This window comes from Marinoscillum pacificum (genome assembly GCF_024714495.1).
In the GTDB taxonomy this organism is placed as follows: Bacteria; Bacteroidota; Bacteroidia; order Cytophagales; family Cyclobacteriaceae; genus Marinoscillum; species Marinoscillum pacificum.
Genome location: NZ_JAMZMJ010000009.1, coordinates 150,726 through 171,286 on the forward strand (window position 1 = coordinate 150,726; position 20,561 = coordinate 171,286).

Consider the following 20,561-nt stretch of genomic DNA (forward strand, 5'->3'; position numbering starts at 1 on the left):
GATCACAATTCCACTTTTATTGTGCGCTTAACACTCTTTAACTTTCATTAAGAACCTTTTAACACCTGACTTCCGATTAGTAGCTAAACCAATTTAACTATCTAATTATGAAGCAATTATTACTATCCACTCTCATTTTACTAGGAATTACAGCTAACGCACAACAGTCTGGAAAGATCATCTATGACGAAGTGACTCAAATGGAAATCAACTTCCCGGAAGGCATGGAATTGCCCGAAGGGTTTGAAATGCCAACAGAAAATGTGGCGAACAAAATTCTCTTATTCAAAGGTGATGAGTCCATTTACAAGACCATTCCGCAAGAGCCTGTGGTCAACGAAGTGAAGTCCGAAGGATTCCATCTGGAAATCAAAAATGACATTCCCGAAGATGAGTACTACAAGAACCTGAACAAAGGAAATAAAGTCGAAAAACGTGATTTCCTTGATCGCACTTTCCTAATGAAAGGAGACTTGAAAGCTTTCCAATGGAAAATCGCTCCTGAGCAAAAGAAGGTACTGAACTATACGGTACAAAAAGCTACCACTACCCTCGACACCATGGAAGTTATTGCCTGGTTTGCTCCACAAATTCCTGTAAAAAACGGTCCTGATAAATTCGGACAATTACCTGGAATGATTCTCGAAGTAGAAATTCCTGATCTTCAACGCGTGATCACTGCCAAAGAAATTACTCTGGGAGAAATGAATGAAGAGATCATCGCTCCTAGTAAAGGAAAGAAGGTTTCTGACGAAGAATTTGAGCAAATCAGAGCAGAGAAACTCGCTGAAATGCGTGCACAGTTTGGTGGTAAAGGCGGCGTTTTCATCCAGACGATAGAAAACTAATTCATGCGTCTTCATTTATGGGGATTGCTCCTCCTTGGGTTAAGTACCTCTGCCTTATCCCAGCGAGTGGCCATTCAAGGAAAGCTACTGGACGAAAACAACGAAGGTCTGGTAGGAGCTACCGTCACACTTCAGAATCAAAGTGATTCTGTAATGGTAGCGTTTAGCGTGACAGACTCGGAAGGCAACTTCTCAATGGAAAAAGCTCCGAAAGGAGATTATGTACTGGTAGGATCATTTATTGGCTATGAACCTTTGACTCAACAGCTATCCATCACTGATCAAACACCCGAACCGTATGTTTTGCAACCGAAAAAAATGTCTCCCAAAGATCAGGTACTCTCTGAAGTAGTAGTTGGAAGTGAGCGCATTCCCATTACACTGAAGCAGGACACTATTGAATACGATGCACAGGCATTTAAAACCAATCCCAATGCATCAGTTGAGGAGCTCCTGAAGCGACTTCCTGGAATGGAAGTACAACGCGATGGGACCATAAAAGCACAAGGCGAAAAGGTGCAAAAGGTACTAGTAGATGGTAAGGAGTTTTTCGGTAATGATCCGAAAATGGCCACCAAAAACCTACCTGCCGATGCCATTGACAAAGTACAGGTCTTCGATAAAAAATCGGAGTTTGCAGAGTTTGCTGGGATAGATGATGGCAACGAACAAAAAACCATCAACCTGGCACTCAAAGAAGACAAGAAAGATGGGACTTTTGGCAAAATCACCGGAGCTTATGGAACAGATAATCGGTTCCAGGCGAAAGCCAATATCAATCGATTCAATGCACAAAGTCAACTTTCCTACATTGGAAACTACAACAACATCAACCAGCCAGGATTTACCATTGGTGATTATCTGAGTTTTGCCGGAGGAGGTGGATTCAGCTCTGGAGGAGGATCCTTTTCTCTGGAAGTCCCTAATGGAATCTCCGTAGGGAACAGTGGTCAGGATGGAGTTATAACCAGCACTGCCACCGGCATCAATTTCAACAGGGATTTTGGTAAAAAACTAGAGTTGAGATCCAATTACATTTTCAGCTCATCGGTTGGAGATGTACAGCGACAAGTGAATCGAACCAATTTTCTGGAGGATGGCTCACAGTACAGCAGTAAATCAACTTCCAATCAGGACAACCGGAATTTCAATCACAACTTAAGTACCCGTTTAAAATATGAGCTTGATCCGAGTCAGGACATCACTTTAAAGACCAATATTGGAATAATTGACAGAAGGTATCTGATTGAGAATGAAAACAGCAATTATCGAGGAGAATCCATTCAAAATCAGACAATCGGCAGCTCAGAATCTACCGGTGATGATTATTCCATTAATCTCACTGGATCGTATCGAAAGAAGTTTAAAAAAGCTGGCAGAACTATTTCAGGAAGCCTGGAAACAACTTTTGGGAATACGAATAACCGCAGTGACATTTTAGCTATAAGTGATGTGTTCTATCCAGATTCCACCATTAGAACTACATTGATTCAGGATCAAATCTCTGACAATAATGTATTGAACTATTCAGGACAACTGAGTTATACCGAGCCTTTGAGCACCTATAACTACCTGGATTTTCAAGTGGTGCGAAGAAACTTCAATAATGGCGTAATTAGTGATTACTATGACCTTATCAACAATGAACGAGTATACAATGCAGCACTTTCTCGCTCGTTCACAAAAGACTATGTATATGAAGTTTACAGTGCCGGTTACAACTTCAATAAAAAGAAATTTAGTCTGGCAGCGGGAGTGAAGTATCAAACAAGTGAATTGACCGGAGAGATTACCCCAGAGTCGGTAACTGTACAGCAGGAATTCAATCGATTCTTGCCAAATGCTCGAGCTGGATATGAGTTTGGAAACGGAAAAGACATTAAGTTCTCTTATCGAACCAATCTAAAGGAGCCATCACTGCAGCAACTTCAGCCAACAGTGAACAACAATGATCCACTGAGAATTTACCAGGGAAATCCAAATTTGAATCCCGAATATGCACATGAAGCCAGTCTGAATTTCATTTGGTTTGATCAATTTTCGTTTACCAATTTCTTCGCTTTTGTTCAGGGTGTTTATACCAACAATAAGATTGTTACCGCATCAAGCATCGATGATAATTTGGTGCAATACTCTCAACCTATTAACACCGATTATGATCTGTTATTGACTGGTTCGTGGAATTTTGGAAGACCAATCAAACCACTAAAAATCAAATACAACATTCGTCATCAGATCACCTACAATGAAGGTTTTGTTTATTTGAACAATGTGGAGAATATCGCCAATCGATGGGATCACTCCATGACTTTCAAAGTAGAGAATCGAAGCAAGGAACATTTTGATTTGGTAGTTGGCAGCAAGGTACAATTGAACACAACCAGCTACTCCGAAAGTGAACTCTATGACCAGGGCTTTACCAATTATGATCACTTTGTGGATTTGTCAGTCAACCTTGGAATAAAATGGATCATTAAAAGTTCGATTGATCGCTTGACCTATTCCTCGGAGGACTTCAGCACTCAACCCAATAGGACCTTGTGGCGAGCGGAACTTTCGCGGTTCATTCTCAAAGGAGATCGAGGTGAACTGAAACTAGTGGCGTTTGATTTACTCAACCAAAACATTGGTGTGGATCAATCCAGTGCAGCGAATTATATACAAGAAGAACGTGTGAATTCTCTTGGTAGATATTTCCTGATGAGTTTTACTTATAGTTTGTCTGCCTTTAAAGGTGGAGGAATTCATTTTGAGCGAGGTAGGTGATTTCTTTTACATATTAAGGCAAATTATTGTTGATTCTGAGGGAGTCTAATAGAAAAAAAGATTCCCCTAGAATCACACCACGATCAGCCTTCAAATTATTATATTCTTAAGTGATTCGGGGAATGACGTCTCCTCAGGTTCCATAATGATCCTTCTCTGTATGAATTAGAGTTGAATCCCCGGAACTAAACTATTCTTATGTATATTTATATGCATATAGACACAACTAATTATGCGAACAACCTTAGACATTCCAGAAGAACTTATCGATGAAGCGATGAAGATCTCTGGAGCAAAAACCAAAAGTGAATTGATTAAAAAGGCATTAACTGAGCAAATCAACAGACACAAACGCATGAAATTACTTTCATTCAAGGGAAAAATTGATCTAGATATTGATTTGGACATCACCAGAGATCGAAAATGAGTAAAAAATATCAGGTCTTAGTTGATTCTTCTATCTGGATAGATTTTTTCAGAAATGGCAACTCTTCACGGCTCGAGGATTTAATTAATGAGGATTTGGTATGCACTAACGAATTGATCTTAACAGAACTATTGCCATCTCTAGAGCAGCTGGGCCATCAAGAGGTCATTGAGAGTCTACTTCATCTGCAGCGTATTCCTCTAAACATAGACTGGGATATCATCAGAAAATATCAACTATCGAATCTTAAATCAGGAATTAACAAGGTAGGCATCCCAGACCTCATCATTTTACAACAAGTGATACAAGAAAAACTAACTCTTATGACACTGGACAAGCATTTCCATTTAATGCAACAAACCTTCCAATTCGACATTATTGAGTCATAAGTTTGAGTTTTCATATCCTCTACTAAAAAAAATCCCCCTAGCTGTAACAAAAATCGAGTCGCTGTATCTAAGCAATAAAAACTTAGAAAATGAAACGATTTTTTTACTTAACTATCCTTATCGTATTCGCTCATCTTGGTTTTGCTCAGAGCAAAGCCTACGAAGTGAAAGTCTCTGGCAAAGGTCAGGCAATTATCTTCCTTCCAGGATTTACCTGTCCGGGAGAAGTTTGGGACAACACTATTTCGAATCTGGAACCAACCTACCAGACGCATCAGTTTACTTATGCTGGCTTTGGAGACGTTCCTGCAATTGAGCTGCCGTGGTACGGGACACTAGCGGACGAGATTGCTAACTACATCGAAACTAAAAAGCTAAAGAATGTCATCATCATAGGTCACAGCATGGGCGGGATGCTAGCGATCGACTTGGCAGCCAAACTTCCTAAACAGATCAGCAAAATGGTGTTGGTAGATGCCCTCCCAAACATCAAAGAAATAGTGATGCCTCAAGTACCTGTGGAGCAGATCTCTTTTGATAATCCATACAATCAGCAAATGATGGCCGCAAGTGATTCAGCTCTGGCGGTAACTGCGGGATATATGGCTATGGGAATGAGTAATCAGACTGATAGACATCAGGAGCTCATCAACTACATCCTTCAATCTGACCGCAAGACCTATGTCTATGGCTATACGGAATTGTTGAAACTAGATTTGAGAGATAAACTTGCCAACATTAAAGCAGAAACCCTGGTACTTGGCGCTGATTTCCCATCAAAAGAAGTGACTCTTCCCAATTTCGAATCCCAGTTTTCACAACTGGAAAACAAAGAAATCAAGATCGCTTCTGGCAGCAAACATTTCATCATGTTTGACCAACCAGAGTGGTTCTACCAGGAAGTCAATAACTTTCTAGACTAAATGCAGGATCTCAACCAACGATTTGAAACCTATTACTCAGAGTACCAGGACATGGTGTACAGCCTATGTCTTGGTTACTCCAGAGGAGATCAGGATCTGACGAATGACCTGGTACAGGAAACGTTCATGAATCTATGGAAAGCCTTGCCAAAATTCGAGGAACGATCCTCTCCCAAAACCTGGATCTACAGAATCTGCGTGAACACTTGTTTGCTTCATATCCGAAAAAACAAAAACAAGCAAACAGCAGGTCTTGATCAGGAACATACGGTGATTGCGGATGAACCCTCCACTGATAAAAATTACAATGAGCTCTATCAGGCCATTGGCCAACTCAAAGAGCTGGATCGGATCATCATCATGCTGGTTTTAGACGAACTACCTTATGCGGAGATCGCAGAAATCACCGGTATTACCGAAGGAAATCTACGAGTGAAGATCTCCCGAGCCAAACAACAACTAAATAAGATATTGAAGTCAAAATAATGAATCAAAGAATTTCACAGGTCACTCAAGATTTGCCCCTACCCTGAAGGGAGCAGAAATTGATCCCTTTAGGGAATAAAAGGGTAATCGATAGAAATACTTAACAAAACGAAATTCTTTGAACTTTAAAAGAAATGAACATGGAAGATAATTTCGATCAACTAAAAAATAGCTGGAAAGCAGCCAAACAGGAGCATCCAACTCCTTCAAAACCAGACATGCTCCAAACCGTAAAAGCGAATTACAGCAAGTCTAAAACGGCCCATATCTGGAATGCTATTATCCTCGGATTGGTATTCATAGGATTAGCAGCCTTCTTTTACTTCGTTGCTCCAATGCAGGAAATCTTGAGCCGAATAGGTATTGGGCTAATGATCGGAGGATTGATTGTTAGAATCATCATCGAACTGGTAAGTCATCAAAAAGCAAATAACATCGATTATGCTGCGGCAAGCAATGAATCTGCTGAGCAAGCCAGAAACTTTTACGCTTACAGAAAAAAGATCCATGGTCCGGTAACCATCACAATTATCGCACTTTACACCATTGGCTTTTATGCCTTGACACCAGAGTTTTCGAAGTATTTCAGCACATTCTGGATGTGGATGATGGATGGAAGTTATTTGGTCATCGGCGTTGTACTGTTTGTGATCATCCGAAGAGGAGTCGTTCAGGAAATGCGTGATTTAAAGCAAATCACCGAGTTGCAAAACTCCTTATCAGAAGCTTGAACTTAATGTATTCTTAACAACTCACACTTTAGAGTTAAGCCTTCTTTATGCTTGCATCAAGAAGGCTTTTTGTCATTGGTAGTGATACCTCTCATGCTTTCATTTGCTATCCCAACCAAGAGCTCTTAAAATGAAAGCAATAGAATACCTATGGATTTTTGCCTCATTGACCCTCACCCTACCCCTTTGTGCCCAAACATTTGATGCAGATACAAAAGCAGAAGGCATTGTTGTGACTCATTCCGATAAATTAAGTGGTGCCATCGATGTAAATAAGGATCTAAACCAGGTCTTACTTACTCAAGGCAACTCCATGAAAATCATCAGTGCACGTGACATCAAAGAAGTACTCATTGATGGAAAACTTACCTATAAAGGGTATGAGCTTGATGACAACTTCTACTTGATGGAGGTCATCGCATATGGCCACATTACCATTTACTACAAAGAAGGAATTGAAAAAGATACCTACACCCACAAGCAGTATTCAGGGTATTTCTTTGAAAAGAATGGAAAAATCCGAGAGGTTGAAGGTAAAAAAGATTTTCTTGGCTTATTTGGTAACGACGAGAAATGGATGTCACTGCGTATTAAAAACCAGGGATTTGACCTGAACAAAAAACAAGACGTGCAGGCAGCTTTCTTGTATTATAATCAGTCATTCGAAGTAACCAATCCAAGCCCTTAACCCTGGATTCGACTAAATTGGTCGAAATAAGCGCTCAATACCACCTAAAATCAATAGTTGCCGGTTACATTTGTCACACAACCTAATACTATTAGTATTCGTTAGGAAGGAATAATGCAGATCAACAAGAACATATATAACAGATACTTTGACCAGATGCCGGTTTTTCTCAGGCTATTTGGAATACTATCGTTATCGTTTGTCTTAACGTTCTCATCTGCATTTGCGGCACAAACGGTAGAGGAAGAGGAAGTCAAAACGGAGGAGCGACACCTCATCAAAACGACCTGCTTTCAGTTTGTCCACCCGGTTAAGGAAGAGCAATCCTTCTTACCAAAACCGACTTACCAATCTTATAACATTGTACAGGCATCAGCCACAATCGATGCCCCAAAGATCTACCTACTCCATTGTCAATGGGTTTTCTATGAGTAAGACAAGATAGTTACTCATTAATGATCACTGCCAAGTTGTTTCATTATTACTATCTTAAAATTACTAACAATGCAATCTCAATTATATGTGGGAAAGGTACGCCCTTTGCACATAGACACAACGCAATTGGCTAACTACCAATTTACCAATAATGAGGTTCTCAATTCCAAAGAAGCTATTAGGCAACGATGGATAGACCTGAACCGAGGAATGGAATTAGGAAAACTAAAACAAGCACCTTGTAGGCTTATTTTTGAAAGCGACGAAGGTGATCTAATAAGTCTTGAAGACAATATTTGGGCCGTAACCATGAAGAGTGTAATTCTCCAAAGTGGTCGAGTAATACCAATACCCTGTATTCACGATATCGTTTTCTAATATAAAGTAGCCTGCTTTCTCTTCAGAAGCAGGCTATTTCATTTAATACCCAAGCTATCCGCTGCTGTGCTTGACGATTTTACAGGATTGGCCTATCTTCAACGCACCAAAAATGATGAAGTATGAAGAAGTTCCCCCTATTTTTTGGGATAGGTATGTTCCTAATTGCCTGTTCTACTGGACCCGATGCATCCACTCCCCTGTCGGATGTCCTCCAATCCACCACAGGAATAACCGGAAAACGAGAATATTTAAACACACCCTATGTTACGGCCGGTGATCGTGTATACTCTGTAGGATTACAAAATGGTGCCTTTGCCGACTTAGGGTGGCACATCACTGATGAAATGGGTGGCATTTGGGATCACCCAATCAAGCTGATGGATGGCTATGTACTCGGTATCCAAACCGCTGACAACAGTTATTGCCTTAAAGAAGCGACCGAATTCACCAATTTCCCTGTTGGGAATCAACATCTGTTTGATCTTGGAAATGAATTACTAGTCACCAGATCTCAGTTTATTCCAGATGGGCGTGAGGGTATGATTGTAGAATATGTGGTCACCAATAAATCAGGCCATGAATTAGAACTATCACTAAACTTTACAGGCATGGTGGATCTTCGTCCTACCTGGCTGGCGGATAGTTTAGACATCATCGATGGAACAGATGAGGGCAACTTTGATGATGCTTCGCAGACATGGTCTGTGCAAGATGCCAACAACAATTGGTATACTGCTTTTACCACGAACCTCCCAGAGTCGAAATCAGCAAATGCTAACTCTTGTGGATATGAGCGCAGAGGCAACGGAAAAGACTTCACCATTCAATCGAAGCTTGAAGTAGCATCCGGGGCATCTATTCCAGTTCGCTACTACATCGCTGGGTCTTATGAATCTAAAATAGCGCTTAATCAAACCCTTGAAGAACTTCTGGAAAACGCTTCTGAATTGTTGACCTCTAAAATTGAGCGGTATCAATCCATCAAAAGCACGGCAGACCTGACCATTCCAGATAAACGTGTTCAGGAAATGTACACCTGGGTGAAATACAACACCGACTGGTTGATGCGAGATGTTCCCGAACTAGGCAGAGGACTTTCCGCAGGGATTCCAGACTATCCGTGGTGGTTTGGAACCGACAATACCTACGCACTGCAAGGTCTATTGGCTACAGGTCAGCATGAAGAAGTAAAAGCTACTATCGACTTGATCTTCAAACTATCTGAATCAGTCAATGACAATGGACGCATCATGCATGAGGCGAGCACCAATGGCGTGGTGTTCAATCCCGGAAACCTCAACACCACTCCTTATTTCATCAACTTGCTATGGAAATACTATGAATGGACAGGAGACAAAGACTTCTTAGAAACCACCTATCCAAAAGTGCAACAGGGATTAACCTGGCTAGCCTCTCAGGACAAAGATGGCAACGGCTATCCAGATGGAGCCGGCATGATGGAGATTCATGGACTTCATTCAGAAATGATAGACGTGGTAGTCTACTCCCAGGCAGCATATGCAGCTGCAGCCAAAATGGCCGAGCAACTGGATGATGACGCCAATGCTAAAATCTATCAGGAGAAAGCAGATCAACTAAAAGAACAAATTAACTCTGACTGGTGGGTGGAAGAGTCCAACTCATTTGCTGACTTCAGAGCTTCCAGAGCAGAAACGCTAAAACTCATCGATGATGCCATTGTGCGATCAGACACCATCAAAAAGCCCTGGGCAGTGGCGGAACTTCAAAATCTAAAAAGTAAAATAGCATTACCAAAAGACAACCGTGTACAAGGATTTGTAGTTCATCACAACTGGGTAGTCAACACCCCGATGGAACTCGGAATAGCTGATCCCGACAAAGCAGCCAAAGCGCTGAAAACCGGCAGCAACTATGCCAGCAAGTATGGCATGTACGTGACCGGACTGGATAGAGACGAGTCCACGGATGCCTCCTCCAAGTGGAAAGTATTTAGCTACGTAGGTGCGGTAATGACCCTCCCAACCGGAGTGCAAGCCATTGGCGAAGCTCGCTATGGCAATGCTGACAAATCACTAGAGTACTTAAAGATGCTGAGCAACAGCTTTAGCTATGCGCTGCCCGGCTCCATGTATGAGGTGAGTCCCGACTATGGAATGATCTGCCAGGCATGGAACATCTATGCAATAGCCACTCCAATCATAGAGCACTACTTTGGCGTGAAGCCCATGGCCGACGATCAGAAAGTGATCATAGAGCCCAACTTCCCTTCCGGCTGGGATAATGCCAAACTGGACAACATCCGGGTAGGTGACAATGTGATCTCGATAGAAAAAGCAGGTGATGAAATCAACGTCACCCAAAAGCTGAACTGGGAGATAGAGGTAAGAGACTAAAGTTTATACAACCACTGATATTAAAACCTCCAGGGTCTTCAAGACCCTGGAGGTTTTGTTTTTATATCCCAACCGTTTCTTGAAAAGCAGTGAGGATTCCGTTATTTTGGAGGTAATAATTGAAAACATCAGTTTTTACACACGGATAAAAGAAAGCTGATATTGGTCGTGTACAATTAGTTGCGTAATTACGAATGCTATGCTCAATCCCTCAAAACTCATGAAGAACATATTAATATTGACAATTGCAGTAATGACGTTCAGTTGCAACCTTGAACAGCAAAAACAGGCAAAAGCAAACGCAGCTTTCGAGCTGAAGGTTGAACAGGAAATTAACAGCGGAATTCGAAACGACACCATATTTCTTGGCTATCGATTCGGGATGTCTGAAAAGGAGTTTATTTCATGGACAAAAAAACTTATTCGGGATAAAAAATTGTATGAGAACGAGAACCGACAAGTGGCTTACAAAATGACATTGGACGACAACAACTTTTTAGCAACTGCAGAAGCAGTTTTCTCACCTGAATACTTTGAAGGCAAACTATACAAACTAAATATTTCAGTAGAACCAACTGATCATACCGTTATTGCTCTAACTCAAATTCAGCTCGTGAAAATTTTCAGCGACAAGTATGGGTTTTATGACCATACGGAGAACTCGGTTATTGACGATAGCAAAGACTACATTTGGATTGATGGGAATAGACAAATCGAGATCATCAAAGGTTTTTCCGATGCGCGAATTTTTTACACTGATTTAACGGCTGAACGCTCACTTAACCAACTTAAAGAGATCGAACAATCTGAGGAACTAAAGACTACAACCAACGACATTTAACAAAAGTATAATCAAGTAGACACCCTTGCTAGCGCACGCCTGTGGCGTGTGATTTAATAATTAACCCTCCCATTTCCGCTATTTTCTATTTAACTTCTAATCATGAGTCGGAAGTACAAATTTCATAACCCAGAAGGGATGTATTTTGTGAGCTTCGCAGTTGTATACTGGATTGATGTTTTTACTCGTACTGACTATTGTCAAATAGTTATAGAAAGCCTGAAATACTGCAAAACGAATCTAGGAATGGAAATTTATTGTTACTGCATCATGCCAAGTCATGTTCATTTGATTTTTAGAGCTGCAGAAAATAATCCATCTACATTGTTAGGTAGATTTAAAGAGCACACATCCAAAACGATAACCAAAGCAATGAGCGAAAATACTCAAGAAAGTCGCCGAGAGTGGCTACTATGGATGTTTGAACGTGCTGGCTCCAAAAGCAGCAATGTAAGCGACAAACAATTTTGGCAGCATCATAACAAACCAATTGAGCTTTGGAGCAACCATGTAATTGATCAAAAGGTTGAATATATCCACATGAATCCTGTAGAAGCAGGCTATGTAGATAAAGCAGAAGATTGGAGATATAGCAGTGCGAGAGATTATGCTGGTCAAACTGGATTACTAACTATTGATTTTATAGAATAATTGAAAAGCACACGCGAAACGCGTGCGCCAGCATTTGATACCTGTCCGACCTCTGGCAGAACACCAACAGAGGCAGAGGTATTTCAAGAAACAGTTGTGTAGGTGGCACAGCTTTGCTAGTTTAGTTTTCCATCAGCTAAGTTCGGGACATACACACTTTAGCTAGACGTAGACACAACTAAACCTGCAAGAAACATGGGAATGATTGGTAGCTTCATTCGGCTATCCGAGAAGGAGCTGAATGAAATTAAAAATGACTCTGAACTTTTGGAAAGTAAGGCATTTGCTGAAGACGCTTTTGACGCTGATTGGATGTTGGACGTTGATAAAAGCTGGGAAGGTCTTCACTATCTCCTTACTGGACAAAGCTTAGCTGATAGTGAAGTTGATGGGTATCCCGACGGCATTCGATCAAAAATCGTTTTCAGCAATCAGTTTGTCGATCCAGAACAAGATCTTGGTTATGGACCTGCACATTACCTAACAGCAAGCCAGGTAAAACAAGCTGACGAAGAGCTGTCAAAAATGAACTTGGAGGTGCTGAGAAAAAATATTGACTGGTCTGATATGCAGGCGAGAAATGTCTACCCACAGATTTGGCAAGAATCCGAAGGTCCAGAGTATTTATTTGAAAACTTTACGGACTTAAAAGAATTCGTAAAAAAGGCCGCCGAAGAGAACGAAGCCTTGATTTCTTTTATCTGTTAAGCAAGTGTCAAATTGCCCTTGTTGGCCTTCAATGACGTTATGGTCATGACACCTACAGATGCGAAAAATTAGTAGACAAGAAATCTCTAACTACCCTCCTTCCTCAAATCCAATTGAGCTCTCTTGTTTTCATAGTGCATCAGGTATGCTTTTTTGGTAGATTCATCAAGAAATGACCTGCGAATGAGCTGCTCCACTAGCGGTTGCTGTTGAACAAATGGGCTCAGTAATGGATCAATGCGCCGTTCTCCAACCCCTATTCTTCTGGCAAACTCACGAAAATCTTCGAGGCCAGCCTTACCATTGTCCCGCATGTGCTGTGACATGTAATCGTCCTTGAATAGACCTTCGTTCAAAGCAAAGTCCGTATCATCTACATGAATTCGTGTATTGATCAGATCGTAAGCAGGACTCAAGATATGATCACCACTGGCCGTCTGTAGCAAGGCAAAATTCTTCAAATGTGCATCACCATTAGAAAACAGATAGTTGAATACGACCAGAGCAAAAAACTTTTCCATTTCAATTACCGATGCTGGAACATATTTTCGAATCAGCATGGCTATTTCTTCATAACTGTATTCGTACTTAAAATTTGCTCCGGCATTTTCACTTGTTCTACCTGCCAATGAAGCAAAATCTTCTTTCCCCCATTTAGTGTTTTCATCTCTTACATCGAAGCGTTTAGTGATATAAGCAGGTGCGCCATCCTTAAAAAAAATCAACCCATTTTCAGCTGTATGGATGCCATAGACCTGCCTCGCTATCTGCATAGTGAGGTGTTCATTGGCAGGGACTTGTCCTACATTCTTCAAATCTCTTGGAATAGGTTTCAAAATATAGGTTCCTTGTTCCCCCTTTTCAGTAAGACGTAGCTTGTTCTTCACAAGTATCAACGAAACTTTTTCCTGTACTCCAGAAATCGAAATCCGCTTCCGGTTATCTATAAACTTCTCGGCATCCTCCTCACTTAATGTTGGCGGATTGTAAGGAAGTATATGGCTCACCTTTTTACCATTAAACAGTTTCCTCAGGCAAGCTTGACTGTAGGTATCAAACCCCTCTGACAATGTACCAGGACAAAAGCGTAGCTCAGGCAAACTCATTTACTCTCATTAGTTATTGCAACAACACTCACCGCCCCAATTCCATCCTTTGAGCTGGTAGCAAGTAATAATCCGAAATAATCCTTTTCATCGATACGAAGAAATCTGCTCTGCAAATTTCTATTCGCTCCTTCCGAAAGCATGTTGAAAAAGAAAGGAAACAGGTGATTTGACTCATACTTCTTCTTGCTTTTGGGAAATGTAAGGCTAATCGCTGGTTTACTACTATCGGCAAACCACGCATCATCATATTCAAATTCATAATGCAAAGCATCCAACTCGGTGAGCATTCCAGCCAGTTGATCATTCCAAAAGACCTGTGCTTTTCGCATGACTATAATTCAATATTCTTGACGACCAATTTCACTTCCATTCCCAGTACGTCAGCTAGCTTATTTAAGGTCACGAGCGTTGGGTTGCCCTTCTTACTCTCCAAAGCCTTCAATGTACGCAAGCCCACACCAGATAGATCAGCCAGTTGTTCCTGGGTAACACCAAGTTCTTCCCTTCGATGTTTTAAAGTGATAATTAATTGATCTAAGTGCATTATACTGCTCTATTTTTAATTAAAACTAAAACAAAAACACAATAACACCTACAATAGTGCAATAAAATGCACTTTACCCACATACTTCCTAATCATCACGAGCAATCAAACGAAGAAGTGCCATATAATGCACTATTTAGAAATATAATTATGCTTCCCTGGCTAGCGTACACCTGTGGCGTGTGTCTAAATAATTAACCTATAAGTTTCCGCTATTTGTATTTGAGTTATGAAAATGTAAACTTGTAGCCATAGCATTGCGATCCATTATGCAATTCAAACTTTTTATTATCAGGCAATCCAGGGTACTACTTGCCTTAATATTTTTTGTCTTCGGCTTTCTCCTATCACTGGTTCTAATCATCAATATCGAAAACTTAGCTCTGAGGATTATTGCACCATTATTATTAAGCATATCGATAACAACTTTATCAGTATATGCTACATACTCTAACTTACTTGTTAAAGTCATTGAGAATGAAATTGAATTTTATTGGGCAGACAAATTCTTTTTCAACTTTACGTCTAAACAGAAGATCAACGTTGAAAGCATTAAATTTCTAGTAATTGATAAAGACCCAAAAACAAATACCGATATTCTAAGATCTATTTGGACCAATGATACCAAAATTGATTTAGGACTTGGGAAAATAAAACGATATGATACTGATTCATTTATTGATTTTCTTAAACAGAATACCAATGCAACGGTAATTGACAGTTGGGACAGGTGGAAAAAGTTAGGTTTGCTAAAAGGGGCTTATATTATTTCAACCGTTCTATTATATGGGATTCCCGGTGCTCTCATAATTGCTGCTTTATCGAATGATTTCTTAGAAATAGAATTACACAAATGGCTCTATTTAATTGGATCTTACCTAGCTTTTATTCCATTATGGCGAGAACTAAAAAGAAAGTTAAATAAGTAAAATTCTTTCCATTACAAGCTTTCTATTTTCGCTTAGCTTGGTGTCTCACAATACTCTCAATTAACCGCCTCCATGAACAGAACTTTAAAATCACTAGCGTTACTTCTACTAATTGTATTTGGCTGTAACGCCCAGCAGAGCGAACCCGCAAATTTCATCCCAACTGGATTTGTCCTCTATGAAAAGTTCTTTGGAGACCTCAATAAAGACGGACTGGAAGACTGTGTTTTGCTCATCAAACAAACGGACACCACCAATATCGTCATCGATCGATTTGACAAACTAGTAGATAGAAATAGGCGCGGCATCATCGTATTATTCAAAAATGAAAGCGGTTACCAACTGGCTGATCAAAACCATGACTGCTTTTCATCCGAAAATGAAGATGGTGGAGTTTATTATGCTCCCCAGTTAGGGATTGAAATCAAGAACAATAAATTGTACATCCACTACGAACACGGCCGATATGGATATTGGAAATACACCTTCCGATATCAAAACGCCAACTTTGAGATGATCGGATATGATGCCAGTAGCAATTATGGACCAATCGTCAACACAGAAACGAGCATCAACTTCTCAACCAAAAAGAAACTCGTCAAACAGAACACCAACGAAGATGCAGAAGGTGGTGATGAGGTATTTGAAGAAACCTGGAGCAAAATTGAAATAGCAAGCCTCCTTAAACTGTCTGAAATCAAAGACTTTGACAGTTTAGAAATGTATAAGTACTAACCACCAAAGCGGTAGCTCATGAGATCTGCGCTTTCCATATTGACCGTATTATTTGGATTAGTCACTGCGCTGTTCCTTTGGATGTACGTGCAACGAGCCCAATTGGAATACAATGCTGATGGCAGGAATTTCTCCGCTGAAGAAGGAGTCGTTTACTTAGAGCAAACTAAGGATACTTATGGCATCCTTGCGATAGTCGGATTGGTAATAACCACTATTCTAGTAACTGTATGGACAAGAAGTTTGAAGATTATTGACAAAACTAAACGCCATTAACAAACAGTCATTAATGGTAAGAATCCTATGATAGTACGAACTTGCAACACATCCAGTGAGTAGAATTCTCGTAAAAAAAGATCGTTTGACTTTGAGTAACACATCGTTAATTACAAGTATGACTACCGAGCTATACAAGGCTACCGATATTTTAGTTCTGCCCCTGTTCGTCTTATATCCCTAGTCAATAATAAGGATTTCTCATATCTAATGATGACAACTGGTCGAACACCAAAAGTGCGAAAGAAGTGTACTCTGCTGGTAAATGTTGTGTCTGCTGGCCATAGTGAAGACCGATCTACCATTACTCACCTGGTATCGGGCTATCTGAACCATACTTTTTACATAGTTTATCAATTTCTTTATTGAATGCTTTCACCAGTGACTGTGAAACTGACTTTCCTTTATTAGCATATTCCGCAATTACTCGCTCGTCCAATACTTCACCCATTTCTATCTGATAGCAAATCAAATTGAACATCCCAAAATATTGAGTAAACGAACTCTCATCAGTGATCAAAGTCTGTATATCCTCCTTCTTGATGTTTTTATAAGAATTATCCTGAGCGTAGCTTCCCATGATTTTTAAAATGGCCAATTCGGTATCCTGATCTCTACCAGGCTTGACTAAACGCTGATACCGCTTCCTATCCGTATAAAATATCCCGGTTTTTGCTGGAATGGTAGTCACTAAAAAAATCGCTATTGAAATACCCGCACCAGACAAAAAAACAGTTTGTAATATATGATCTTCCAAAAGTTGTGAAACCACCAAAGAGTAGAGTGCAAACAATACTGATGCTATTGGCCCTGCCAGTAAAACAAAAGCAAACTTTTTTGCATTGTCTGGATGACCATCCCGAGGAGAGGTAGCTGCTATCCCTCCGTAGTACTCGAGGTTTTTGTTTAAATACATTTTTACTCGCTCACCATCCCTCTTAAACCCTAGTGTACCTATTACAAATTGCTCAAAACGAAAACCCTGAAGCAACCCTGTTATCAAATGACCTAATTCATGAAACATTAGTACCAGAAACATCATGACCAATATTCCGATTATGATGATCATCTTTTCCTGAGACACTTCTAAATCAAGATTGTCAAAACCAACTTTATTGAGCATCAATGGACCAAATACGGCTATCAATACCAATCCACATATTCCTACTAAACTATACACCCTGATTGATTGAATAGCTCGACTAATATTACTCATGTGATTATGTTGAAAATTGACGGACTGAACATTTCATTCTCGTTAGTGATGGATAGCAGCCACAGATTACATTTTCGGAAATAAAAACCTTAAAACCCGAAAACAGATCCTGCCAGAGTCAGGACCCAGAGTAGTAGGAAGTGCTTGATTCTTGAATGGTAATCCGTTAACTTAAACGAAGTTAGACGTTGGCTCCACCAACCGTCTAGCGAGTGCACTCCATACGAAAACGCTAATACTTTAACGAGGATGAACAAACAGCTAAAAATAGTCCTGGTAACACTCCTGTCATTCGGTCTCTACTATTATGTGGATGAACTCTATTTCTACACGATCAGAGAGGGGTTCAATGGATTAATCAATCAATATGGAATTAGCCATATCCTGGCGTATATCATTGTTGGCATACCTATTTTACTAGGAACCTTATTGCTGCATCAAAGAAATCATCTTTTACAGAGACTTGGACTAAACCAATCAATTGTCAAAGGATTTGTCTTTGCGCTCATTTGCACACTTCCTATGTTCATAGGGTTTGCTTTCTTGTTTGATCTAAATGAAGAAATCTCCTTCAACACCATTCTGATTGGTATCATAGCAGCCGGCTTATTTGAAGAATTATATTTCAGAGGCTTCCTGTTTGGTCAATTATTTCGATTTACCAGATTAGGATTCATCACCTCCGTACTGCTAGGGGCAGTTCTGTTCGGTCTGGTGCATATCAAGCAGGGAACCAGCCTAGACGAAATCATTGGGATTTTTCTGGTGACCTTTATGGGAGGTATTTTGTTCGCCTGGCTCTTTGTGGAGTGGAATTGTAACCTATGGGTTTCCATATTTCTTCATATGCTCATGAACCTGGCTTGGGACTTATTCGCTGTAAGTGATAATGCCCTGGGAGATAATTATTCCAACATTTTCAGAATAGCAACAATATCCCTATCCATCATACTGACCATAATCTATAAAAAGAGAAAGGGAATAAGTTTACAAGTAAAAAGATCAAACCTAATTATGAAAGCCAAATAAGTTGTGAATTTGTATCCACAATCTACCGATATCAACACCTAGCTTCTGATATCTTATGTTTACTTTGACACCATTATTCATTACCTAAGACTAAGAAATTGATTAAACCAGCTCCGTATGTATGCTTGTTAGGCATCACCATCCTGTCGTTTACAAGTTGTAATCAATCCAATACAGCATCTGAACTAACTACTCCTGAACTGGTAGAAAAGTATGCCAACGAGTTTTTGGAGGACGACAGAATTCACTCTGTTTCCATTGCCATTTACAATAATGGGAAAAAGCAGACATTCCATTTCGGAGAGCAGAATCCAGGCAAGAACAATCCACCGACAGACTCTACATTGTATGAAATCGCTTCCGTAACCAAAACTTTTACAGGTACGATGGTTGCAAAAGCTGTTATAGATGGTAAAATCTCGCTTGATGACGACATTCGAGACTATTTACCACAGGAATATCCCAACTTCGCTTATGATGGCGATAAAATAACCATCAAGCACCTCATTACACATACAGGAGGCTTTCCCAACTTCCCGCCCACGGATGAAAGTAAAGAAGCATTTTGGGAAGGACTGCATGAGGTTACCATAGATCCTCAACCAGGAACGGAATTCCGCTATTCCAATACCGCTCCAGAAATCACCGCTTATATCCTCGAGCAAGTCTACAACACCCCCTACCAGCAACTCGTTAAGCAGTACATTTTTGACACTAATAAAATGGTCAATACTAAGTTTGAGTTGAATGAGAAAGAGCAGGATTTATTGATACAAGGGTATAATGGAGATCAGGAACCGCAAGAGCATTTTCGCAATAACCTATGGGGAGGAATTTCAGGTGCTCATTCCAATACTATTGACCTAATGCAATACATGGAGTATCATCTAAACGAATCCATTCCAGAAGTGAAAGAGTCTCACAAAAACTTCTTCAGCACACAATATGATTTTGATATCGGCTATCACTGGAATATTCTGAATATAGACGATGAGATCTGCTATCGACATCACGGAGGAATTTGGGGAATGCAGAATTGGCTCATGATTTTCCCGGAATCCAATGTTGGGATTGCAGTATTATCCAACGCTAGTTTTCAGGGAAATGTATTCTCACCAGGAATTGATGATCGATTAGAAGATTTGGCATTGTCCATTAAAAAAAACTTATAAATGAACGCTAATTTTATTAAAACCACTTTCATTGCCTTTAGTATTTCATTATTGACCTGGTCATGCACTCAGTCAACTAAAGAATCCGATATGAAGCCTGAAGACATGATGATCCGAATCGCTGAAATCGAAATAGACTCGACCTATTTTGATGACTACATCTCTATACTTAAAGAAGAATCTGCAGCTTCTATTGCCCTGGAGCCTGGAGTCTTGTGCATCTATCCTATGTATAGGAAGGACGACCCTACTAGCATTCGGCTCTTAGAGATTTATGCAGATCGTAATGCGTATGAATCACACTTAAAAACTGAGCATTTCCTCAAGTACAAAACCTCCACAATGCACATGGTTATTTCACTGAAGTTGATTGACATGGAGGCCATTGACCCACAGTCTATGGATTTGATATTTGAGAAGTTGCAGGAGAGAAACTAGTTAAGACACAACAGCAACTTACTCCTGTCAATATTAAAATATGAAGCACCAAACTAGTCACAACGAACCCATCATCTTAGCAGAAGGAGAAGGTCGAAAATACAACTGTGGTACGATGACGCCTATTTTCAAAGCAGATGAAAACGAGACTGACAACCGATATAGTATCTCAGAATGGTGGTTAGAACCAAACTCTGATGGACCGGGAGCCCACCTTCATGAAGCAAATGACGAGGTGTTCTATGTTTTGGATGGCACAATTTCCATTCTTGTAGGAGATAAATGGATAAAGGCAAATAAGGGTGCGTTTATTAGAATTCCGGCTAATACCATGCATGATTTCAAAAACGAAACGGAGCATAAAACAGGGGTTTTAAACTTTTTCACTCCTGGAGGTTTCGAGCGAAATATGCCTTCCATAGTACAATGGTTTGAGGAGAACCCTTCTTAAATAAGAGATTTTT

Annotated in this window: 24 protein-coding genes; 20 read left to right on the forward strand and 4 right to left on the reverse strand. The window is 40.2% G+C overall.

Features of this window, described 5'->3' with window-relative positions; translation table 11 throughout:
• The first annotated feature begins 107 nt into the window (after positions 1 to 107).
• The 13 genes from NXS00_RS18790 (at position 108) to NXS00_RS18850 (ending at position 12,649) form a co-directional block, all read left to right on the forward strand.
• Positions 108 to 848: a GLPGLI family protein gene (locus NXS00_RS18790; protein WP_258100803.1), complete on the forward strand. Its 741-nt coding sequence runs from the start codon at positions 108 to 110 to the stop codon at positions 846 to 848.
• A 3-nt stretch (positions 849 to 851) separates the two neighbouring features.
• Positions 852 to 3,614, forward strand: coding sequence for a TonB-dependent receptor domain-containing protein (locus tag NXS00_RS18795; RefSeq protein WP_258100804.1), 2,763 nt, complete (start codon positions 852 to 854; stop codon positions 3,612 to 3,614).
• 232 nt (positions 3,615 to 3,846) lie between these two features.
• On the forward strand, positions 3,847 to 4,041 hold the full coding sequence (locus NXS00_RS18800; protein ID WP_258100805.1) for a type II toxin-antitoxin system VapB family antitoxin: 195 nt from the start codon (positions 3,847 to 3,849) through the stop codon (positions 4,039 to 4,041).
• Complete coding sequence (locus NXS00_RS18805; RefSeq protein WP_258100806.1) at positions 4,038 to 4,430, forward strand: PIN domain-containing protein; 393 nt, start codon at positions 4,038 to 4,040, stop codon at positions 4,428 to 4,430. Before NXS00_RS18800 ends, NXS00_RS18805 begins: the two co-directional genes overlap by 4 nt.
• Before the next feature lie 89 nt (positions 4,431 to 4,519).
• The gene (locus NXS00_RS18810; RefSeq protein WP_258100807.1) at positions 4,520 to 5,353 is read left to right on the forward strand and encodes an alpha/beta fold hydrolase; all 834 of its coding nucleotides are present in this window, start codon (positions 4,520 to 4,522) and stop codon (positions 5,351 to 5,353) included.
• Complete coding sequence (locus NXS00_RS18815) at positions 5,354 to 5,839, forward strand: RNA polymerase sigma factor (protein WP_258100808.1); 486 nt, start codon at positions 5,354 to 5,356, stop codon at positions 5,837 to 5,839.
• A gap of 140 nt (positions 5,840 to 5,979) precedes the next feature.
• Entirely contained in the window at positions 5,980 to 6,570 is a 591-nt protein-coding gene (locus NXS00_RS18820; protein WP_258100809.1) for a hypothetical protein, read from the forward strand.
• 130 nt (positions 6,571 to 6,700) lie between these two features.
• Positions 6,701 to 7,258: a hypothetical protein gene (locus NXS00_RS18825; RefSeq protein ID WP_258100810.1), complete on the forward strand. Its 558-nt coding sequence runs from the start codon at positions 6,701 to 6,703 to the stop codon at positions 7,256 to 7,258.
• 114 nt (positions 7,259 to 7,372) lie between these two features.
• Entirely contained in the window at positions 7,373 to 7,693 is a 321-nt protein-coding gene (locus tag NXS00_RS18830; RefSeq protein ID WP_258100811.1) for a hypothetical protein, read from the forward strand.
• Positions 7,694 to 8,193: 500 nt separating this feature from the next.
• Complete coding sequence (locus NXS00_RS18835) at positions 8,194 to 10,449, forward strand: alpha-L-rhamnosidase-related protein (RefSeq protein ID WP_258100812.1); 2,256 nt, start codon at positions 8,194 to 8,196, stop codon at positions 10,447 to 10,449.
• A 220-nt stretch (positions 10,450 to 10,669) separates the two neighbouring features.
• Complete coding sequence (locus tag NXS00_RS18840) at positions 10,670 to 11,290, forward strand: hypothetical protein (protein WP_258100813.1); 621 nt, start codon at positions 10,670 to 10,672, stop codon at positions 11,288 to 11,290.
• Positions 11,291 to 11,392: 102 nt separating this feature from the next.
• Positions 11,393 to 11,941, forward strand: a complete 549-nt coding sequence (locus tag NXS00_RS18845; RefSeq protein ID WP_258100814.1) for an REP-associated tyrosine transposase — start codon at positions 11,393 to 11,395, stop codon at positions 11,939 to 11,941.
• A gap of 195 nt (positions 11,942 to 12,136) precedes the next feature.
• A complete protein-coding gene (locus tag NXS00_RS18850) occupies positions 12,137 to 12,649 on the forward strand; it encodes a YfbM family protein (RefSeq protein ID WP_258100815.1) in 513 nt (170 codons plus the stop codon).
• An 86-nt stretch (positions 12,650 to 12,735) separates the two neighbouring features.
• On the opposite strand, the gene NXS00_RS18855 is transcribed toward NXS00_RS18850, so the two are convergent.
• Genes NXS00_RS18855 through NXS00_RS18865 form a run of 3 tightly spaced genes read right to left on the reverse strand, consistent with a single transcriptional unit; the run spans position 12,736 to position 14,302 of the window.
• Complete coding sequence (locus tag NXS00_RS18855) at positions 12,736 to 13,755, reverse strand: type II toxin-antitoxin system HipA family toxin (RefSeq protein ID WP_258100816.1); 1,020 nt, start codon at positions 13,753 to 13,755, stop codon at positions 12,736 to 12,738.
• Entirely contained in the window at positions 13,752 to 14,087 is a 336-nt protein-coding gene (locus NXS00_RS18860) for a HipA N-terminal domain-containing protein (protein WP_258100817.1), read from the reverse strand. Before NXS00_RS18860 ends, NXS00_RS18855 begins: the two co-directional genes overlap by 4 nt.
• A 2-nt stretch (positions 14,088 to 14,089) precedes the next feature.
• Positions 14,090 to 14,302, reverse strand: coding sequence for a helix-turn-helix transcriptional regulator (locus NXS00_RS18865; protein WP_258100818.1), 213 nt, complete (start codon positions 14,300 to 14,302; stop codon positions 14,090 to 14,092).
• 269 nt (positions 14,303 to 14,571) lie between these two features.
• Here NXS00_RS18865 and NXS00_RS18870 point away from each other — a divergent pair, with 269 nt between their 5' ends.
• The 3 genes from NXS00_RS18870 (at position 14,572) to NXS00_RS18880 (ending at position 16,242) form a co-directional block, all read left to right on the forward strand.
• The gene (locus tag NXS00_RS18870; RefSeq protein ID WP_258100819.1) at positions 14,572 to 15,231 is read left to right on the forward strand and encodes a hypothetical protein; all 660 of its coding nucleotides are present in this window, start codon (positions 14,572 to 14,574) and stop codon (positions 15,229 to 15,231) included.
• A gap of 72 nt (positions 15,232 to 15,303) precedes the next feature.
• On the forward strand, positions 15,304 to 15,966 hold the full coding sequence (locus NXS00_RS18875; RefSeq protein WP_258100820.1) for a hypothetical protein: 663 nt from the start codon (positions 15,304 to 15,306) through the stop codon (positions 15,964 to 15,966).
• An 18-nt stretch (positions 15,967 to 15,984) separates the two neighbouring features.
• On the forward strand, positions 15,985 to 16,242 hold the full coding sequence (locus tag NXS00_RS18880; protein WP_258100821.1) for a hypothetical protein: 258 nt from the start codon (positions 15,985 to 15,987) through the stop codon (positions 16,240 to 16,242).
• Positions 16,243 to 16,546: 304 nt separating this feature from the next.
• Here NXS00_RS18880 and NXS00_RS18885 read toward each other — a convergent pair whose 3' ends face one another.
• Positions 16,547 to 17,458: a site-2 protease family protein gene (locus NXS00_RS18885; RefSeq protein ID WP_258100822.1), complete on the reverse strand. Its 912-nt coding sequence runs from the start codon at positions 17,456 to 17,458 to the stop codon at positions 16,547 to 16,549.
• 249 nt (positions 17,459 to 17,707) lie between these two features.
• Between NXS00_RS18885 and NXS00_RS18890 the strand changes: the two genes are divergently transcribed.
• The 4 genes from NXS00_RS18890 to NXS00_RS18905 all read left to right on the forward strand — a co-directional run bounded on the left by NXS00_RS18890 (position 17,708) and on the right by NXS00_RS18905 (position 20,548).
• On the forward strand, positions 17,708 to 18,487 hold the full coding sequence (locus NXS00_RS18890) for a CPBP family intramembrane glutamic endopeptidase (RefSeq protein ID WP_258100823.1): 780 nt from the start codon (positions 17,708 to 17,710) through the stop codon (positions 18,485 to 18,487).
• 98 nt (positions 18,488 to 18,585) lie between these two features.
• Positions 18,586 to 19,659, forward strand: coding sequence for a serine hydrolase domain-containing protein (locus NXS00_RS18895; protein ID WP_258100824.1), 1,074 nt, complete (start codon positions 18,586 to 18,588; stop codon positions 19,657 to 19,659).
• On the forward strand, positions 19,660 to 20,097 hold the full coding sequence (locus tag NXS00_RS18900; RefSeq protein WP_258100825.1) for a putative quinol monooxygenase: 438 nt from the start codon (positions 19,660 to 19,662) through the stop codon (positions 20,095 to 20,097).
• A gap of 40 nt (positions 20,098 to 20,137) precedes the next feature.
• Entirely contained in the window at positions 20,138 to 20,548 is a 411-nt protein-coding gene (locus NXS00_RS18905) for a cupin domain-containing protein (RefSeq protein WP_258100826.1), read from the forward strand.
• Positions 20,549 to 20,561: the final 13 nt, after the last annotated feature.

Bases quoted from the DNA above. Each gene is read 5' to 3' on its own strand.
- NXS00_RS18790 (WP_258100803.1), top strand. From the start codon at position 108: ATGAAGCAATTATTACTATCCACTCTCATTTTACTAGGAATTACAGCT.
- NXS00_RS18795 (WP_258100804.1), top strand. From the start codon at position 852: ATGCGTCTTCATTTATGGGGATTGCTCCTCCTTGGGTTAAGTACCTCT.
- NXS00_RS18800 (WP_258100805.1), top strand. From the start codon at position 3,847: ATGCGAACAACCTTAGACATTCCAGAAGAACTTATCGATGAAGCGATG.
- NXS00_RS18805 (WP_258100806.1), top strand. From the start codon at position 4,038: ATGAGTAAAAAATATCAGGTCTTAGTTGATTCTTCTATCTGGATAGAT.
- NXS00_RS18810 (WP_258100807.1), top strand. From the start codon at position 4,520: ATGAAACGATTTTTTTACTTAACTATCCTTATCGTATTCGCTCATCTT.
- NXS00_RS18815 (WP_258100808.1), top strand. From the start codon at position 5,354: ATGCAGGATCTCAACCAACGATTTGAAACCTATTACTCAGAGTACCAG.
- NXS00_RS18820 (WP_258100809.1), top strand. From the start codon at position 5,980: ATGGAAGATAATTTCGATCAACTAAAAAATAGCTGGAAAGCAGCCAAA.
- NXS00_RS18825 (WP_258100810.1), top strand. From the start codon at position 6,701: ATGAAAGCAATAGAATACCTATGGATTTTTGCCTCATTGACCCTCACC.
- NXS00_RS18830 (WP_258100811.1), top strand. From the start codon at position 7,373: ATGCAGATCAACAAGAACATATATAACAGATACTTTGACCAGATGCCG.
- NXS00_RS18835 (WP_258100812.1), top strand. From the start codon at position 8,194: ATGAAGAAGTTCCCCCTATTTTTTGGGATAGGTATGTTCCTAATTGCC.
- NXS00_RS18840 (WP_258100813.1), top strand. From the start codon at position 10,670: ATGAAGAACATATTAATATTGACAATTGCAGTAATGACGTTCAGTTGC.
- NXS00_RS18845 (WP_258100814.1), top strand. From the start codon at position 11,393: ATGAGTCGGAAGTACAAATTTCATAACCCAGAAGGGATGTATTTTGTG.
- NXS00_RS18850 (WP_258100815.1), top strand. From the start codon at position 12,137: ATGGGAATGATTGGTAGCTTCATTCGGCTATCCGAGAAGGAGCTGAAT.
- NXS00_RS18855 (WP_258100816.1), bottom strand. From the start codon at position 13,755: ATGAGTTTGCCTGAGCTACGCTTTTGTCCTGGTACATTGTCAGAGGGG.
- NXS00_RS18860 (WP_258100817.1), bottom strand. From the start codon at position 14,087: ATGCGAAAAGCACAGGTCTTTTGGAATGATCAACTGGCTGGAATGCTC.
- NXS00_RS18865 (WP_258100818.1), bottom strand. From the start codon at position 14,302: ATGCACTTAGATCAATTAATTATCACTTTAAAACATCGAAGGGAAGAA.
- NXS00_RS18870 (WP_258100819.1), top strand. From the start codon at position 14,572: ATGCAATTCAAACTTTTTATTATCAGGCAATCCAGGGTACTACTTGCC.
- NXS00_RS18875 (WP_258100820.1), top strand. From the start codon at position 15,304: ATGAACAGAACTTTAAAATCACTAGCGTTACTTCTACTAATTGTATTT.
- NXS00_RS18880 (WP_258100821.1), top strand. From the start codon at position 15,985: ATGAGATCTGCGCTTTCCATATTGACCGTATTATTTGGATTAGTCACT.
- NXS00_RS18885 (WP_258100822.1), bottom strand. From the start codon at position 17,458: ATGAGTAATATTAGTCGAGCTATTCAATCAATCAGGGTGTATAGTTTA.
- NXS00_RS18890 (WP_258100823.1), top strand. From the start codon at position 17,708: ATGAACAAACAGCTAAAAATAGTCCTGGTAACACTCCTGTCATTCGGT.
- NXS00_RS18900 (WP_258100825.1), top strand. From the start codon at position 19,660: ATGAACGCTAATTTTATTAAAACCACTTTCATTGCCTTTAGTATTTCA.
- NXS00_RS18905 (WP_258100826.1), top strand. From the start codon at position 20,138: ATGAAGCACCAAACTAGTCACAACGAACCCATCATCTTAGCAGAAGGA.